Source organism: Wolbachia endosymbiont of Onchocerca gibsoni, assembly GCF_029169405.1.
Lineage (GTDB): Bacteria > Pseudomonadota > Alphaproteobacteria > Rickettsiales > Anaplasmataceae > Wolbachia.
The window spans coordinates 241260-259873 of the sequence record NZ_JABUMP010000001.1 but is presented as its reverse complement, the minus strand read 5'-3'; the positions used below and the strand labels follow the sequence as shown (position 1 = coordinate 259873).

General features: G+C 32.8%; 17 protein-coding genes. 10 read left to right on the top strand and 7 right to left on the bottom strand.

Annotated features, from left to right (window positions below):
- The first annotated feature begins 210 nt into the window (after nt 1–210).
- The 6 genes from ligA (at nt 211) to HSX44_RS00955 (ending at nt 5887) form a co-directional block, all read left to right on the top strand.
- Nucleotides 211–2262 carry an NAD-dependent DNA ligase LigA gene (ligA, locus tag HSX44_RS00980; protein WP_275601921.1) on the top strand — a complete coding sequence of 684 codons (2052 nt, stop codon included), beginning with the start codon at nt 211–213 and terminating at the stop codon, nt 2260–2262.
- A gap of 152 nt (nt 2263–2414) precedes the next feature.
- The gene (locus tag HSX44_RS00975) at nt 2415–2957 is read left to right on the top strand and encodes an iron-containing redox enzyme family protein (protein ID WP_275601920.1); all 543 of its coding nucleotides are present in this window, start codon (nt 2415–2417) and stop codon (nt 2955–2957) included.
- Nucleotides 2954–3358 carry a dihydroneopterin aldolase gene (locus HSX44_RS00970; protein ID WP_275601919.1) on the top strand — a complete coding sequence of 135 codons (405 nt, stop codon included), beginning with the start codon at nt 2954–2956 and terminating at the stop codon, nt 3356–3358. The genes HSX44_RS00975 and HSX44_RS00970 overlap by 4 nt, the downstream gene beginning before the upstream one ends.
- Nucleotides 3358–4659 (top strand): dihydropteroate synthase, encoded by a 1302-nt coding sequence (folP, locus tag HSX44_RS00965; protein WP_275601918.1) that lies wholly within the window; start codon nt 3358–3360, stop codon nt 4657–4659. The genes HSX44_RS00970 and folP overlap by 1 nt, the downstream gene beginning before the upstream one ends.
- A complete protein-coding gene (locus HSX44_RS00960) occupies nt 4656–5141 on the top strand; it encodes a dihydrofolate reductase (RefSeq protein ID WP_275602400.1) in 486 nt (161 codons plus the stop codon). The genes folP and HSX44_RS00960 overlap by 4 nt, the downstream gene beginning before the upstream one ends.
- Nucleotides 5142–5143: 2 nt before the next feature.
- On the top strand, nt 5144–5887 hold the full coding sequence (locus tag HSX44_RS00955; protein WP_275601917.1) for a putative folate metabolism gamma-glutamate ligase: 744 nt from the start codon (nt 5144–5146) through the stop codon (nt 5885–5887).
- Nucleotides 5888–5946: 59 nt separating this feature from the next.
- On the opposite strand, the gene uvrB is transcribed toward HSX44_RS00955, so the two are convergent.
- The 6 genes from uvrB to HSX44_RS00925 all read right to left on the bottom strand — a co-directional run bounded on the left by uvrB (nt 5947) and on the right by HSX44_RS00925 (nt 12104).
- Complete coding sequence (uvrB, locus tag HSX44_RS00950; RefSeq protein WP_275601916.1) at nt 5947–7884, bottom strand: excinuclease ABC subunit UvrB; 1938 nt, start codon at nt 7882–7884, stop codon at nt 5947–5949.
- Between the two features lie 80 nt (nt 7885–7964).
- Complete coding sequence (locus tag HSX44_RS00945) at nt 7965–8732, bottom strand: cytochrome c1 (protein WP_275602399.1); 768 nt, start codon at nt 8730–8732, stop codon at nt 7965–7967.
- A complete protein-coding gene (locus HSX44_RS00940) occupies nt 8729–9961 on the bottom strand; it encodes a cytochrome b (RefSeq protein ID WP_275601915.1) in 1233 nt (410 codons plus the stop codon). Before HSX44_RS00940 ends, HSX44_RS00945 begins: the two co-directional genes overlap by 4 nt.
- 199 nt (nt 9962–10160) lie before the next feature.
- Nucleotides 10161–10490 carry a Grx4 family monothiol glutaredoxin gene (gene grxD, locus HSX44_RS00935; RefSeq protein WP_275601914.1) on the bottom strand — a complete coding sequence of 110 codons (330 nt, stop codon included), beginning with the start codon at nt 10488–10490 and terminating at the stop codon, nt 10161–10163.
- A gap of 16 nt (nt 10491–10506) precedes the next feature.
- The gene (locus HSX44_RS00930) at nt 10507–10725 is read right to left on the bottom strand and encodes a BolA/IbaG family iron-sulfur metabolism protein (protein ID WP_275601913.1); all 219 of its coding nucleotides are present in this window, start codon (nt 10723–10725) and stop codon (nt 10507–10509) included.
- 62 nt (nt 10726–10787) lie between these two features.
- Complete coding sequence (locus tag HSX44_RS00925) at nt 10788–12104, bottom strand: malic enzyme-like NAD(P)-binding protein (RefSeq protein ID WP_275602398.1); 1317 nt, start codon at nt 12102–12104, stop codon at nt 10788–10790.
- Nucleotides 12105–12248: 144 nt separating this feature from the next.
- Here HSX44_RS00925 and pgsA point away from each other — a divergent pair, with 144 nt between their 5' ends.
- The 4 genes from pgsA to HSX44_RS00905 all read left to right on the top strand — a co-directional run bounded on the left by pgsA (nt 12249) and on the right by HSX44_RS00905 (nt 16332).
- A complete protein-coding gene (gene pgsA / locus HSX44_RS00920; protein WP_275601912.1) occupies nt 12249–12791 on the top strand; it encodes a CDP-diacylglycerol--glycerol-3-phosphate 3-phosphatidyltransferase in 543 nt (180 codons plus the stop codon).
- 1113 nt (nt 12792–13904) lie between these two features.
- The gene (locus HSX44_RS00915; protein WP_275601911.1) at nt 13905–14594 is read left to right on the top strand and encodes an outer membrane protein assembly factor BamD; all 690 of its coding nucleotides are present in this window, start codon (nt 13905–13907) and stop codon (nt 14592–14594) included.
- Nucleotides 14595–14691: 97 nt separating this feature from the next.
- A complete protein-coding gene (locus HSX44_RS00910; RefSeq protein ID WP_275601910.1) occupies nt 14692–15432 on the top strand; it encodes a YebC/PmpR family DNA-binding transcriptional regulator in 741 nt (246 codons plus the stop codon).
- A gap of 42 nt (nt 15433–15474) precedes the next feature.
- Nucleotides 15475–16332: a M23 family metallopeptidase gene (locus HSX44_RS00905; protein WP_410543453.1), complete on the top strand. Its 858-nt coding sequence runs from the start codon at nt 15475–15477 to the stop codon at nt 16330–16332.
- 2066 nt (nt 16333–18398) lie between these two features.
- Here HSX44_RS00905 and HSX44_RS00900 read toward each other — a convergent pair.
- The gene (locus tag HSX44_RS00900) at nt 18399–18551 is read right to left on the bottom strand and encodes a hypothetical protein (protein ID WP_275601908.1); all 153 of its coding nucleotides are present in this window, start codon (nt 18549–18551) and stop codon (nt 18399–18401) included.
- Nucleotides 18552–18614 lie beyond the last annotated feature (63 nt).

Here is an 18614-nt window from a genome sequence, read left to right as displayed (position 1 = left end):
TATATAGCCCTAAAGTTATAATAAGTAATTCTGACCATTAGTTGCAAATAAATCTATTTTTCTTATCTACTTTTAGTATTTGCGGTTTTTCTTGATTCTCTAGCATTTTATTTCTACCATACATTAAACACATGAAAATTTACAGCTGACGAAAACCTAATATGACACATTTTTGTACACTAGTTTTAATATTTAAAGAGTAGTTTAAATATGATTAATTTAAAAAATTTGAGACGAGAGCTTGCTGAATTGCAAATTCAGGTAAATTATCATGATGTTTTATACCATCAAAAAAATAAGCCAGAAATCACTGATGCTGAATACGACAAGCTAAAGCAAAAAGTAACTAAAATAGAAGTACAACTTCCAGAAATTTATACAATACGAGAGAGTGTTGGTGCCGCACCTGATGAGAGATTTTCCAAGATAAAACATCAAGAACCTATGCTTTCTCTAGAAAATGCCTATGGCGAGCAAGGTGTAGAGAGATTTTTATCTAAGGTAAAGAGGTTTTTAATCGAGAATGAAATAAAAATATTATGTGAGCCAAAAATTGACGGATTATCATTTTCTGTAGTTTATGAAGATGGGAAATTTGTTAAGGCTGCAACTCGAGGTAACGGCTTCGTAGGAGAAGATGTCACTCACAACGTTGCAACAATAAAAAGCTTCCCTAAATTTTTGCAAGGTGTACAAGGCAGGTTAGAAGTGAGAGGTGAAATATACATTAGTAACAGTGACTTTTTAAGACTAAATAAAAATAATGAATTTGCCAACCCTCGAAATGCAGCTGCTGGTTCTCTAAAGCAGTTAGATGCAAACGTTACAGCAAGTAGACCTCTTAGATATTTTGCTTATTCTTTAATCGGTGGAGTAGAAAAAAGCCAAAGTGAAGTACTAGAAAGGCTTGAAGCACTTGGTTTTTGTGTAAATGAACATCGATCTTTAACAAGTAGTTTGGATGGAATGTTAAAATTTTATAATGAGATCTACGATTGTCGCTATAACTTGGATTATGATATTGATGGAATAGTTTATAAAGTTAACGATTTGGTACTGCAAAATCGTCTAGGAAGAACCAATAAAGCACCGCGTTCAGCACTTGCATATAAATTTTCTGCAGTTTATGCAAAGACAAAATTGAAAAAAATATTTATACAGGTAGGTAGGACAGGAATTTTAACTCCAGTTGCAAGTTTAGTACCAGTTAATATCGGTGGAGTGCTAGTTAGTAGGGCAAGCCTGCATAACCAAGATGAGATAAAACGTAAAGATATAAGAGAAGGAGATGTCGTAACAATCAAAAGAGCAGGAGACGTGATCCCTCAAATTGCTAGAGTAGATAGAAGTTCTCGTCATGTAGATATGCCTGAATTTGTGTTTCCTAAAAAATGCCCTGAATGTGGTAGTAAGTTACAGATTGAGAGAGTAGCAGTAAGATGTCCTGAAGAGTTTACCTGTAGAGCTCAAGTAATAGAAAAACTGAAGCATTTTGTATCAAAAGATGCGTTTGACATTGTTGGCTTTGGTGAAAAGCAGATAAAGCTTTTTTATAACCTTGGCCTAGTAAAGCAAATTCCAGATATTTTTGCCCTAGAAGAAAAATTAAATAAATTTAATCTGAAAGGTCAGTCTGGCTGGGGTAAGAAATCGCTAACTAATTTATTAAATTCTATACGAAGCAGAAAAGTAGTAACTCTAGATAGATTTATATTCTCTTTGGGTATTAGATTTATTGGACAAGTTGCAGCAAGATTGCTTGCAAATTATTATGTCTCTTATGAGACCTGGTACAACTCAATGATCAAACTGTCATCAAGTGGTGCTGAAATAGGTATAGGTGCTACAGAGAAGAAAACAGACAAGCCTTCTAGTGATGAGTTGATAGGTATAGATGGAATAGGAGAAAAAGCAGTAGAGTCTTTGAAATCATTTTTTTCCAAGAAATATAATATCAAAATGGTAAATGATCTAATCTCCTATTTCCAAATCCTTCCTGTTACTTCTAATTCTAGCAATTCTACTTTGAACAATAAAATTATAGTATTTACTGGTAAGCTACTTACCATGAGTAGAGAAGAGGCAAAAGTAAGAGCCAAAGCTCTAGGAGCGAAAATCAGCTCAAATCTCTCTACTAAAACTGACTACCTAATTATAGGAGAAAATCCAAGATCTAAATACAAAAAAGCAGTAGAGTTAGGTATAGAAATTTTAGATGAAGGTCAGTGGCATAGAATGATAAATTTGGAAGTGTCTAAGTAACAACTATCTATATCTTTTAGGTAGTTTATAGGTGCTTATATCTCTTGACATTAATAAGTTTATAAATAAACTAGAATAGCTTTGTTTAATTCAAAGAGTTATGGTAACGTTTGTTCAATTACTTGATAGAGAGTTAAGCAGTTTTACCAATCATGAAAGGGAAATTGAGTTTTGAATCTTACAAGTTTACATTATATCATGTTGCTGCATTTCTTTATTACATCAGCAATAATGTACATTCTTTGTATCAGAATCTAAAAATGCAACAGATTTTGTTTAACAATTTAATAAAAGAAAAGCAAGATGATGAAAATCACCTAGAGTTACGGCAATGTTTTGCTAAAAGGTTTGGTGTTACATGGCCTGATCTTTATGACTTTACAATATGTCTTAGAGTTCTTCATGCTTATGAACACCAAGCTCCAAAGGTTTCTAAGTCTAAAATTGAAGATCTGAAAAAGTACTATTCAATAAGTGATAAATATTCTCTTCAATTTTTCACTATTCATACAGCCACTGATGAATGGCATACTGATGAATATGCAAACTTTATCGTAGATTTAAACAAAGAAAAACAAGAAAAAGTTGTACAAAGCCCTAAAAAGGGAATAAAATTTCTATCTATATTGTTTTTAGTGGTCTTCAAGAGAATGCAGGAGAGAATAGCAAAATATAAAGATAGAGATAAAGTATGAAACAACCTTTATGTAACCTTTTTGTCCAGGATCTACGGCTTTGGATTCATTTAGGGCATAGTATGGAAGAAAAGTTTAATCTCCAACTGGTAAGCATTAGTGTTGATTTTATCTTTAAATCTCCTCCTTTAGGACTTATCACTGACCGACTTGAAGATACTATCTGCTATTTAGAAGTAGTACAGAACATTAAATCTCTTGCTCAAAGCAAGCAATTCAATTTAATCGAGCATTTTACTCATGATGTATACATAACTATTAGTAACCTCGTGATGCAGAAAAAGCATATTATTTCTTCTATAAAAGTAATCACTCACAAAGTTGTACCACCTATTCCCGATGTACACGGAGGTGTTGTCTTCACTTATTGCAATGCACTGCAAAAACAGGAGAACAACTGATGATTTACATTTCTATTGGCTCAAATTTAAGGGATCGCCTTTCTAATTTACAAAAGGCTACTCAGCTACTAAAAAAGCGCTATTTAAAAGATTTAAAATCTTCAATTATTTTAGAAACTAAGGCCATTTTACCAAATGGTGCTCCAGATGAGTGGAACAAGCCATTTCTCAATATGGTTGTATATGGAAGTTGTCTTGTTTCTCCTAAAGAGCTACTAAGAGGACTCAAGCAAATCGAATATGACATTGGTCGTACACAGGTCCATGAAAAATGGGCACCTCGTGTTATTGATTTAGATATTTTGTTATGGGATAACCTAATACTCAATACACCGTATCTTACAATTCCTCATCCAGAATTAATGAATAGGCCATTTTTGCTTCACCTAATGGCAATGCTAAGTCCTATGGATAATATTCCAGTAATTAGCAAAATATTTGATACTGTTGCTTATAACAAGCTTAATACTAAGGATTGCTTTTTAAAAAGCTTTACGCTTTCACCAAAATTTGTAGGAATTGTTAACATTACTCCCGATTCATTTTCAGATGGTGGCCTTTATTATGATTCTGATCAAGCAACTAAACAGGCACTAAAATTGATATCAGATGGTGCAAGCATAGTTGATCTTGGTGCTCAATCAACAAGGCCTGGATCTTCTATACAGCCTTCGAAAGTAGAATATGCACGCTTAAAGCCGGTACTTGATAATCTCAGTCATTATATGAAAGCTAATGATATGAAAGTTAGCATTGATAGTTTCTGTCCGGATGTTATTTTAAATGTTTTAGAACACTATAGTATTACTTGGATAAATGATGTGAAAGGAAATCTAAACGATAATACCTTAAAAACAATTGCAAGTAGCGGATGTAGTATAGTCATCATGCATTCACTCTCTATACCACCACACAAGGATAATATTATTCCAAGTGATACTGACCCCATCAACACCATAAATCGTTGGGCAGAAAAGAACATTAACAAGTTACTTACCTTTGGTTTTGATAAAAATTCGATAATCATTGATCCTGGTATTGGCTTTGGAAAATCTCTATATCAAAATATCTGGCTTTTACGGAATATAGAAACATTGCAAAGTTTTGGCTGCTGCAAAGTCCTAGTAGGTCATTCCAGAAAATCATTCATTTCTTCTTTTTCCACAGAGCCTGCCTTTAATCGAGATTTAGAAACAATTTCTGTATCATCCGCATTATACAACAAAGTTGATTTCCTTCGAGTACATAATGTACGCGATCACATGCAGTTTTTTGTAGCTCAAGCTGCCTTACAAAAATAATGGCTATCGGAATTATGGCTGTTGATCCAAATGGAGTAATTGGGATAAATAACAAGTTGCCTTGGTATTATCCAAGTGAGTTAAAGCATTTCCATCAGGTAACCAACAAACAAGTCATTGTTATGGGAAGAAAAACATTTGAAACAATACCTAAAAGCATATTACAAGGTCGCACTCCCATTATTTTTTCTCGTAATAAGTTAAATTCGTGTTTTAATAGAGATATAAAATGTACAGTTATCTCTTCTATGCAAGAATTTCTATCAACTCAGAACAATTCTAAAATCTACATGATCGGTGGAGCACAGATAGCACATCTTTTCTTAAGGCATAATCTAATCTCAGAGTTTATTATAACAGAAATTCATAAGCCTTATAAAGGTGATACATATTTCAACTTAATACTCCTTGATAGATGGAATAAAACTATCTTCACAAAAACACAAGATTATTCTATATATATATATAGAATAACAAATTAGATATGCATGTTGAAGCAGTTTACACCCACCGTATTCAATGTGGTGAGGCATTAGAAAAGATCCTTGATTACTATATTCCAAAATTGTTAAGAGAAAAGGTTGTGCTTGCTATTACATCAAAAATCATTTCCGTTTGCCAAAAACGAGTAATTCGTAAAACCGCTTGTTCTAAAGAAGAGCTAATTAGAAAGGAAGCTAGTGCGATTGCTGATACACGTTACCATCTTTGTGGAATTCACTTAACAATTAAAGATGATATCTTAATTCCATCTGCCGGCATCGATGAATCAAATAGTGATAGAATGTATACTTTATATCCAAAAGATGTTCAGAAAACAGCTGCATCAGTATGGAGCTACCTTAGAAGAAAACACTGCATAGAACATCTTGGTATTTTAATTACAGATAGTAATATAACACCTATGCGCCTTGGGGTTACAGGGATTGCTCTTGGTTGGTGCGGGTTTGAACCACATTATTCTTATATAGGCAAACCAGATCTTTATAATAATCCACTCCAGGTAACACAAGTCAATCTTCTTGACGCGTTGGCAACATCTGCTGTTTTAGTTATGGGAGAAGGTGCAGAACAAACACCACTAGCAATAATTAGAAATGCACCAAAAATTCGCTTTCTTACCCGTCTACCAACTATGGAAGAGGAAAAAAGTGTTAAGATATCAATGCAAGAGGACCTTTACTCTCCTCTCCTCATGGGAACTAGGTGGTTAAAGAACGGAGAATAAATTTAAAAAACTTACAAAACTAAGTACATATAACCTAACTTTTCCTTTTATATCATAAATTATTTATTATTAAACCTTTTAATAATATTCCTTATTTTTGCTGCCTCTTCAAACTCTAGATTCTCAGCATGCTTTAACATCTGCTTCTTTAAGTTTTTTAGATCAACCTTACTAATATTATTAATACCTTCCTCAGCTACTACTTTATTTTGTAGGGTATTAGATATATTCTTTATTATAGTTTTTGGTGTAATATTATGCAGTGCATTATATTCTTGTTGTTTCTTTCTTCTTCTTTCAGTTTCCTTCAACGCACGGTCCAAAGAACCAGTTATTTTATCTGCGTACAAAATTGCCTTACCTTCAGCATTACGTGCAGCACGCCCTATCGTTTGAATAAAAGAGGTTTCCGATCGCAAAAATCCTTCTTTATCAGCATCCAAAATTGCAACTAAGCCACACTCCGGAATATCAAGACCTTCACGCAGTAAGTTAACACCAACTAACACATCGATTTCTTTTGATCTTAATTTATATATAATGTCAACTCTCTCTAACGCATCAATATCTGAGTGTAAATAACTCACCTTTATATTCATCTCACTCATATGATCAGCTAGCTTTTCAGCCATTTTTTTTGTTAATGTGGTAATTAGAACACAAAATCCATTATTTATTGTCAGTTGTGCTTCATGGATTACATCATCAACTTGATTTTCTGTCGATTTTATAATACAGACTGGGTCTGTAAGCCCTGTTGGACGAATAACTTGCTCTATAAATACATTATTGGTCTTTCCTAACTCATATTTTCCAGGGGTAGCTGAAATATAAATAGTCTGTGGTCGTACCGCTTCCCACTCTTCAAACGTCAACGGACGGTTATCAAAAGCGGAAGGAAGTCTAAAGCCATAATCAACCAATTTTTTTTTACGTGCCTCATTACCACTATACATTGCACCAATTTGAGGAATGGTAACATGACTTTCATCAACAAATAAAATTACACCTTCAGGTAAATACTCAAATAAAGTAGGTGGCGGGTATCCAGCTTCCATCTCATAGAGATAACGTGAATAGTTTTCAATACCTTTACAAGTTCCAGTTGTCACCATCATTTCGATATCAAAATTAGTACGCTGCTCAAGACGTTTTGCTTCAACAAACTTATTTTGTGAGTAGTAATAATCCAAGCGTTCATGCAGTTCTTTTTTAATCAGCTGAATTGACTGTAATAGAGTCTTACGTGATGTAATGTGATAGCTATTTGGAAAAACAGTGATTTTATCTATATGTTCAATAACATTGCCAGTCATAGCATCAATTTGAGAGATTTTTTCTATTTTATTGCCAAACAACGATAAACGCCAAGCTTTATCTTTATGGCAAGCAGGAAAAATATCAATAACATCTCCACGTACTCTGAAATATCCTCGTTCAAATCTAATATCGGAGCGCTTATATTGAAGATCAGCTAAATTACTCAGAAAATCATCAACACAAATTTTATCTCCAACACTTAATGATATAGTCATATTAACATAGCTTTTAGGCGAACCAAGACCATATATACAGGAAACACTGGCAACTGTAATCGTGTCCTTGCGCTCCAAAAGAGAGCAAATAGCAGAATAACGTAGCATATCAATTTTTTCGTTGATTGTGGAGTCCTTTTCAATATAAGTGTCAGTCTGAGGCGAATAAGCTTCAGGCTGATAATAATCATAGTAAGAAATAAAATATCCAACAGAGTTATAAGGGAAAAATCCTCTCATTTCCTCATAGAGCTGTGCCGCTAAAGTTTTATTATGTGCCATAATTAATGCAGGCCTGTTTGTTCTTGCAATAACATTTGCCATAGTGAAAGTCTTTCCGGAGCCAGTAACTCCAAGCAAAACCTGATCCTTTTTATTATTGTTTAGCCCTGTAACTAAACTATCAATTGCTTGTGGCTGATCTCCAGCTGGTTTAAAGTGTGTAACAATTTGAAATTCCATAACTCCTATGCTCTTATAATACTTTATTATTAATAAACCTGCTATGATAAAAAAGATATAAAAATAAATGTCCAAAAAGCCTATTTTTTATTTTTGTAAAGTTCACCCCAAACCTTATTGTTGGTTAATACAAAAAATACCGTCAAGATTATGAAATACGCTACTACTTTAAATCCAAGCTTGTGCCTACGCTCTAATTCTGGCTCTGCTGTCCATTGCAAAAAATTTACTACATCATACGCCATATTTTCAACTGTTGCTTGTCTTGCATCATCATATTCCACCATCCCTTCAGAGAGAGGTGGTGCCATAGCTAACTTACCTGTTGGAAAGTACGGATTAAAATACAAATCGTTCCCATCGTGTTCACCATTTCGATAGCCGGTTAAAAGTGAATAAACATAATTCGCACCGTCATATCTTGCTTTAACAATTAACGATAAGTCTGGTGGAACTGCACCATTGTTGCTTACTGCAGCTGCTTCCTTTGTACTAAAAGGTGCAATAAAATAATCTGAAGATATCCCAGGTCTATAGAACATTTCGCCTAGATCATTTGGACCATCTTTAACTTGATAAGAGGCTGCAATCTGTTTCACATCTTCTTCAGAAAAACCGACATCTTGTAAATTACGGAACGCCACCCTATTCATTGAATGACAAGCAGCACAAACTTCCTTATATACTTTATAGCCACGCTGAATTGACTTTCTATCAAAAGATCCAGTAATTCCATTGAAACTCCAGTTTATTTTTTTATTGGGTAATGGTTTAAATTCTTCTGCATATACAAAATTAACAAGAAACAATGAACAAAACACAGCAAATATATTTTTTACTAGCACTATTTCATCTCCAGCACAGAATCACTTATGGCTTTTGGCAGCTCTCCTTGCTTCTCGTATTTACTAAGTAGCGGTAAAATTACTACAAAGTATAAAAAATAGTAAAGAGTAGAAAGTCTACTTAAGGTAATGTAAGGTTCTTTTACTTCCTGCCCTCCAAGCCAAGCAAGGAATGCAAAATTTACTGTAAAGACCCAAAAAAAAACTTTAAATAATGGACGATAAGCACCACTTTTAACTTTTGCTTTATCAAGCCAAGGTAATAGGAACCATACTAAAATAGACCCAAGCATGGTAAACACACCAATAAGCTTATTTGGAATTGAGCGTAACATCGCATAAAAAGGTAAAAAATACCATTCCGGTACTATATGCACTGGAGTGACCATAGAATCAGCCTCTATATAATTATCCGGATGTCCAAGATAATTAGGAGCATAGAAAACAAACATAAATAAAACTATAAAAAATATACTAAGAGCTATACAATCTTTAACTACATAATATGGATAGAGTGGAATGGTATCTTTATTTGATTTCACTTCTATTCCACTTGGATTACCAGAGCCAAACCTATGCAAAGCAATAATATGCAGAGTAGCTAAAGCGATAATAACGAAAGGCAGAAAATAATGCAGAGCAAAAAAACGATTAAGTGTTGGATTGTCAACAGAAAAACCACCCCATAACCATATGACTATTTTATCACCAATTAAAGGTATAGCTGAAAATAAGTTAGTTATAACTGTTGCACCCCAAAAACTCATTTGTCCCCAGGGAAGAACATATCCCATAAAAGCTGTCATCATCATTGTAAAAAATATGAGTATACCAATAAACCACACCATTTCCCGCGGCTTTTTATAAGACCCGTAATATAATCCACGCATTATGTGAATATAGACCACCATAAAGAAGAGCGAAGCTCCAATAGCGTGAGTATAGCGTACTAGCCATCCATAATTTACATCACGCATTATGCGCTCTACGCTGTTAAACGCATAATCAACATGCGGAGTATAGTGCATAGCGAGAAATATCCCTGTTATTATTTGCAAAATCAGCGCCATACCAGCTAAAGAACCAAAATTCCAAGCATAATTTAAATTTTTTGGCACTTGGTAAGAAGCAGTATGTTTCAAAAAAGAGAATATGGGTAACCTATATTCTATCCAACCTAATATGCTTTTTTCTTCCTTCATTGTTGAATCTTTTTTAATATCATCTTGCATAACTCAAAATTTTCTTTACCTCTAACTTATCTAGTATAGCAGCTTACCTCCTGTAAACAATAAAAACTTTAAACTAGGGAATTAGATCTCACTGCATCAAAAATTGTAAGTGATTTGAACCCTCAGTAGGCATATATTGTTACTTGAATAGCTCATAGAAACAACCGATTACCTATTTAGGTGGATACTCTTTGATAGACTATTCCTTATTCTGTATGATTTTTTTTTCTTTTAGCAGGCTTTGCAGCTCACCTTTTTCATACATCTCACGAGTGATGTCACAACCACCAATAAACTCTCCTTTTATATATAATTGTGGAATCATTGGCCAATCGGAAAACTCTTTTATAGACTGACGCACTTCATTATTTTCTAATACATTAACATATTTAAACTTAATATTTAATTTTTTAAGAATCGAAACAACGAGCGCAGAAAACCCACATTGAGGAAAATCAGAAGTACCTTTCATATACAATACTACATCATTTTCCGTTATATCTTTTTTTATTTGTTCAAAATCGTTCATAAATATCACCCCAAAATTAAGCACTAGTTTCTAGTTGTAACGCATGTATGGACTGGCCTTCTAGAGCCTTATATACCATTTTATGCTGTTCCACTTTTGTCTTCCCGAGAAAATACTTGGAAATTATTTTTAAATGATAATGATCACCATCTCCAACAAGGTCATTAATTTCTATATCAGAATCTGGAAATGACTGTTTGATGATTTTCTCTAATTCATGAACTGTAATAACCATTAATTCACCTTGAATTACAATATTTTTATTATAAATCTAAAACAACTATATGCAATTAGTTACTACGAAGACATTAAATTTAGTGTGTTAAGAGCATTCGCAAGACGAGATTTTAATTGGCTTTCATATCTACTCCAATCTTGTATTACCTTCCTAGCAACATCTGAGTGTACTGCAGCTTTTGCAACAGCAGGAGAGACTATCGAAATTAACCTTGGGTCAAATGGAGTAGGTATTATATATTCACGCCCATAGCTCATTCTACGATTACCGTAAGCTGCGGATATCTCATCAGGCACTGGCTCATGTGCGAGCTTTGCTATTGCATCTGCAGCTGCAATTTTCATTTCGTTATTTATCACCGTTGCATGCACATCAAGCGCTCCCCTAAATATATAAGGAAATCCCATTACATTATTCACTTGGTTATTGTAATCTGATCTACCAGTTGCAATTATTGCGTCTGGCCTTACAGATTTTGCAAACTCAGGCCTTACTTCTGGGTCAGGATTAGCAAGAGCAAAAATAATCGGATCTTTACTCATGCTCTTTAACATTTCTTCGTTAAGCACATCTTTTACAGACAATCCAATAAATACATCAGCGTCTTTTATTGCATCGAGTAAAGAACGTTCTTTAGTATCAATCGCATGTTTTTCCTTCCATTTGTTCATATACTCTTTTCTATCTTTGTATACTACTCCTTTTTTATCACACAGTACTATATTTTTAGCACCCATGGACCTCAGTATTTCTAAACATGCAATACCAGCTGCACCAGCACCATTCATGATAACCTTAACGTCCTCTATTTTTTTTTTTGCAATATCAAGAGCATTTTCTATACCCGCTGCAACAACCACTGCAGTTCCATGCTGATCATCGTGAAACACTGGAATATCCATCAATTCATTTAAACGCCTTTCTATTATGAAACAGTCAGGGGATCTTATATCCTCTAAATTTATTCCTCCCCAGCTTGGCCCAAGGTATCTTATTGCATTGATAAAATCTTCTATATCTTCCGTATCAACTTCTATATCGATTGCATCAATATCAGCAAAGCGCTTAAATAAAACAGCTTTACCCTCCATAACAGGTTTCGAGGCAAGAGGACCGATATTACCAAGCCCAAGCACTGCAGTACCATTTGAAATAACAGCAACGCAATTGCTTTTTGTTGTATAATCATAGACAGCTTCAGGATTTTTAGCTATTTGAAGGCATGGAGCTGCAACCCCAGGTGAATAAGCAAGCGACAAGTCATGCTGAGTAAATAAAGGTTTTGTTGGCAAGATAGATATTTTACCAGGATTATTTTCCCTATTGTGATATTTAAGTGCTTCTTGTTTTGTAGTACTATCTAAATCATCGTTCATCATTACATCCTTATATTTCGAGTTCATAGTTAATAAATTCTTAAGTATATAGAGTTTTTATAAATGTTCAATCGTAAACTATTAGCTTGTGAATTGCACCCCACTTCTGTATAAGTTTACTGTACTGCATTAAAATTACATTGCATGCTNAAGAAAAACCTGCCTAATTTGTTGACAATTTCTCGTGCACTTGCAATACCAGCAATAATATTAAGTTTTTACGTAGAAAACAAATATGCAAACCTGATAACAATATCAATCTTTATATTTGCATGCATTACAGACTTTTTTGATGGTTACCTAGCACGTACATGGAAAGTTCAATCAAAATTCGGCAGACTATTTGACCCAATTGCTGACAAATTAATAGTAGTTTCAACAATAATTATGCTAGTTTATAAGCACAAAATAAATGATTTTACAGTAATACCATCAGTTATAATCATTTGTAGAGAAATATTAGTCTCTGGTTTACGAGAGTTTTTAATGGCTACAAATGCCAGCTTGCCTGTAAGCAAAGTTGGGAAAATCAAAACATTTTTACAGATGGTTGCTGTTATAGCGCTAATAGTAAACAATTATGAGATAGCCCAACGTATAGGCACAACTTGTCTGTGGATTGCAGCTATCATAACCGTATGGTCAGGCTATAACTATGTTTTAACTGGTATTAAACAGACTAGCTGAATTTTTCAAGAAACAATTTATATATAAATAATTAAGACTTCAATAAACTTAATTAAGTAATTGAAATCCTGTATGGTGTATTAATATGTAAGCCAATAGGATTTTAGTATGAATAGCAGCTTTAGGGCTAAACTTTCTACTGAAGATTTTTTTTCTGGGCTTTTAGCTAACAGTTGATAAAGAAATTCAAAAAAAAGACTTAAGCAAGAAGCTATTAACACTAAAAGAAGAGCTTGAACAAGAACTATTAACGTTGAAAAAAAAGAGAGTTATATAAATAACAATACATATCGTTAGTCATAATGGTTCTACTTGTACTGTTGATGGCTAATATGTAGCAGTCAGGGACTGCTGATGGTATAGATAGTGCACTAAGCTACACTATGTTAGCCTTTCTCAGGCTTATATCTTATTTATATACTAAACTTAATTTATAATAATAGAAAGATAGCAAAAAAGAATAAGAGTTAGAAATATTGAAAAGAGGGAGAAGAGAGTATAATACCTTAATGTAAGTAAGCATTTAATCTACATCAAAGGCATAACAACTGCACTAATTATTGTAATTATAGCAACGAGTGAAACACCTTTATTTGAAACAACAAAGGATACAATTTTACTCTTGCTAATACAATCTCTTTTTCTTTTACAGTTCTTTATTCTTACGTTAATGAGTGTGAAAAAAATAAGAAAAAGGAAACAGGAAGCATGATTTTAATAAGAAGTCCAGAGTGAAAACTAGCAAATAATATCTACTGTCGGATTAGCGCTTACTGATGCTTCTATATTCTTAATAAGAAGGCCAATGTTAATGGCATTGGTACCTCCGTTAAGCCATATGTTGTTGGATCTACTTTAGGTTTGGTAGAGGTATTGGCGTTATACAGTAAGTATTAATTATATATTTTTCACAGTAAGCACTAAAGAATCTAAAAGTAAAAGGAAAAAGTTCTTTAAAGGGCAAATAGCACTGTCTTAAATCTAGAAGGTAACAATGGTACACAAGAATTAATTATACAATTTTTCTACTACTTAATGATTTTTGAGATTCTCAAAAATCTATTTATTTAACTGGTATTTAGTCTATACTGTGTTTTGATTAAAAAAAATCTTATGTGTAAGACTTTAATCACGTGTTTTATTTTTTTGATTTGTTCCTTTATGCAATCTTATGCGCATGATTATGAAAGAACCGAAGCTGAGCTGTACAAGGAGGCAGTTAAACTTTTCGACCAGAAAAAATACAAACAGGCTATTAGGGCATTTCAAAAAATTGAAGACTTATACCCCCTTTCTTATGAGGCAATGAAAGCCAGGTTATTATCTAGTGTTTCTCACTATAACATGGGTGATTATGCCAGTGCCGCAAGTAATACAGATGATTACATACAGACTTATCCAAATGGTGAAGATTTACCGTATGTATATTACTTAAGGATATTATCTTATTACATGCAAATTCATAAAGTGCAACTTGAACAACAAACTGCATATAAAACTTTAGACCTAGCTACCGAGTACATTAATCTCTTTCCAAACAGTATATATACAGAAAAGGTAAAAAGAAAAGTAAAGCTAGTCACAGAGCACATATTAGCAAAAGAATATTCTACTGGTAGGTTCTACTTAAGACGTGGTGAATATTTAGCAGCGATTAAACGTTTTCAAAATGTAATAAGCAATAAGGATTCTAGCTATTCTCCTAAATCTATTAGCTATTTAATAACAGCCCATTTAGCTCTTGGTCTTGAGCTGGAAGTTCAGCAATATGAAAACCTGTTAGCAGAAAACCCTAAAAAGTAAAAATAAAGTTCACATAAAAATAATAATAGCAAGTTTAAAAATTTGCTTTAGTTTTTTCTATACCTTAGTATATAATCAAGTCTTTAATTATTCAAATGTGGCTGGTCACTCACAATTTTCAAACATAAAACATCGGAAAGGCGCTCAGGATGCAAAACGCTCTCAAAAATTCACAAAGCTCATTAGAGAAATAATGGCTATTGCAAAACAAGGGCTACCTGATCCTGAACTTAATTCACGCCTTCGCTCTGCTGTATCTACTGCACGCAAAGAGAATCTACCAAAAGACAAAATAGAAACAGCAATAAGAAACGCAACTGGTAGTGTTATAGGAGGAAATTATGAGGAAATACAATATGAAGGCTATGGGCCCTCTGGTACTGCACTCATTGTTCATGCTTTAACGAATAACCGCAATCGAACTACCTCTGAGGTGCGTCATATTTTCTCTCGCAAAGGTGGAAGTTTAGGAGAAATAGGGAATGTTAGTTACCTTTTCGACCACGTAGGGTTAATCATCTATAAAACAGAGAATGTAAATTTTGAAAGTCTATTTACTCATGGAATCGAATTAGAAGTGTTGGATATTGAAGAAAATAATAAAGAAGGATTATACATCATAACCTGTAAAGTAAAAGATTTTAGTAGAGTACGCGATGCTTTTTATGCAAAATTTGGGAAGCCAGAGCTTGTTCGCCTTTCATGGCAACCAAAGGACCTAGTGAAAATTAGTGATAAAGAACTAATTAAGAAATTATCTACATTAGTTAAAGAGCTAGAAGATAATGATGATGTACAATACGTTGACGGTAATTTTACTTTTGCTGATTCTATTTAAACTATGAGGCTAATAATACTTATATTGCTTTACACTTTACCAATGTTCAATTTACATAGCTCTAAAACACCAGGTAACAATAGAGAGATCTTGTTAATATCCAGTAACATAAAATCTTCCTTTTTTACCACTGGGATCGAACAAGGGTTAGCGCCAAATACAGTAATGGAGTTAATCAACATATATGAAGATTTCGGTACAAACTTTGAAAAAGACATTGTACCAGAAAGTAATTTGAAAGTTCTCTTTGAGAGATCGTTTAATGACCAAAAGACTGAAGAAAAGATTTTATACACTTCACTGACAACAAACAAAAAAGCTACTTGCTTGTATCATTATAAATCACAAAACGGTAAAAAAATGTATTTTAATAAAGATGGAATAAGCTTAAGAGGTGGCAAAATTTTCGCAAGCCCTTTAAACGGAGATTTTCACGTATCCTCGAAATTTGGCAATAGAAAACACCCTATTCGCGGTAAAGTTGTTTTTCACAAAGGAGTAGATTATGCAACTAAATTTGGTGCTCACATACATGCCGCTGCAGATGGTGTAATAGAATATATAGGAAATAATGGAAAATATGGTAAATATATCAAAATAAAACATAAAAATGGGTATTCAACCTGCTATGCTCACATAAGTAAATTTAGCTATGATATAAAATTAGGCTCTAAAGTAAAGCAAGGGCAGGTCATCGCTTATGTTGGTAGCACTGGTGTTTCAACAGGGCCCCATTTACATTACGAGATCATATACAACGGTAAATATATTGATCCACTTACAATAGCACATAAAAGCAAAGTAAAGTTAATTGATCATGAATTAAAGGAGTTTAGACTATTCGTAAATAAGATAGACAAAACGGTCAATAAAGAGAATTTCAGTGAAAAAAANGTTTAAAAGGTACATGGACAAGAGACAATAAATGATAAAAATTTAAGTCAATTCCGTTTTTTCTCGTACTTAATAGTATTAAGTTAATCTTATTGTACTTTTGACCTATGATAATATAGTTGCACTTGAAGCTGTTCTTGTTTCAGTACTGATTCTTTTTTTAAAAGTTTTTGTTAATAATCCTAACAAAGCAAGAGTGACAAAATTTCTTGGATATTATATTAAAGCTTATTTTAAATCTAGAATATTTATTACAGTTTCATTTACAAACAAATATGTTACTTTTTAAAGTTTTAAGCATTAACGTAGAAAAATTAAAGTGAATGACGCAAAACGGGAATTCAATAGAAATTTCAGTAGTAATTATCTGAAGAGTAAGCAGTCCTGTAAAGGCATATTATATATTATAATGCAGTAACTATTGTAAGTTCATTTTTGTGCAAAGCAACTCAATGACAAGAGAACTATAGTAAGCAATTACCTATGTGACAGTAAAAATGACAAAGAATTTTTACATAAAAATTGCTAATAAAATTTCAGATGAATTGTTTTCAATGTTACAAAAAGGATTAAATATTGTAGAAACTAAAATTATAAAAAGCTATAATATTATGTTTTTATATTTTACATATTTATCTGAAATTACACGAGTGATGCTGAGACTCAAACAAGCATATACTGNTTACCTCTACAAGAAAATATATAGTGCAAAACGCAACAAAAACCATTGAGGAGTAACAGCTAATTCAAAAAAAAATAAAAGCGCACAATTGAATGGCAAGCAAAAGGTTCAACTGTCAATAGTTTTACCGTTTGTCCTAATCTCCAAGCAAGACGCATATCTAACAAATAAGTTAGACTATAATTGACATAAAATACAACAGATGCGTGAACTGGCAACTAAATAGTGTTATTAAAACATGTACGTTAGAAATGTTCTAAAAAGCTGAGAGTAAGAAAGTATAACCCTTTGACATAATTTTAATTATTAAAACAAAGTAGAAAATACATGTACATAAATTTAAAGAATTCTTCGCTTCACTGTGTTGATTACATCTTAATTGGATTTTCCTCAAGGATATAGAGCATGTGTAGCTAAACTTCTGTGCTGCTTAGCAGCATTGCTAGATTAGTAATTACCATCACATCAATTACTCAAAATATTATTATGATCCAAAATCTACACTAGAATATCACAACCATATACTACACTGCAACACTGTAATATACGATACCAATACCATCCTGGTCAATAGGAAAATACCTGAGGTTAATTATTTTTAAAATCAGGTAATACCACCTATTTTTGCTATAGAATGGAGGAGTAAATAATTTATATAACAGGAATCTTGATAGCACAAATCTAAATATTTAACAATAATTTATTTAAAAGCAATAGATAATGTTGGGGGTATAAAATTAAGAAGTGAAAGAAAGATTTGCTAAGTAAAAAAGTAAAAAAACATGTTATTCTAAAGTGCATGAAATTTTTCTATCTAATGTTAAGAATTAGTGGCGTCTTTTGTTTTTCTAATATGTACTAAGGCTTAAACTAATAATAAGTATAGTCTAAGAGAGACAGATTAAGAAAAGGTATAGTGTACATAACAAAGGCATGCTAAACTTTTTACTGAATTTGGTTATTTAGATGGAAAATCCGCAAACAGAGATGAGTTTTGAGTTCTAAAATACCTTTACTGTTAGTATAATGAGGTCTTGAGATAGCCAATCAAAAAAGTTTGGCCATTTTAATTACAAGCTTCAGTCCAAAAATTTCTGAATTCTAGTATCTTAACCCTGAAACAGCTTATATATAAATTATAGTTCTTAACTACCATGAACATACTCATTACAATGAGCAGGAGGTCTACCATTTCAAGGATAGGAAGTAGGAGTACCTACTTAATTGACTCCTAAAACTAGGCTTTATTTATGTGTTTGTCTCAGATTTTAATTCTAACTTTCCGCAAAATTTTTGAAAATATTCTTTGACAATATCAAACAGATTATTATCACTCATCTCTATGAGAGCTTTTTAGTTCCTCAAAACAATAATTAATAATTCACCATTTCTATATTTTACACATCTTTACTATCTCAAGATTCAGTATAAACTCTAGTAAATTACTCAGCTGACATATAACTACTTTTCCTGAGTTACGATCATCAATCAATAGTTTAATATCTGTTATAGATACTTCCGTTATCAAACTTAACGCTAACATAGTTTCTATTGCTACAGTAGATATAGAGATAAAACATCTTGACTTTGATACACTAGCTTATGG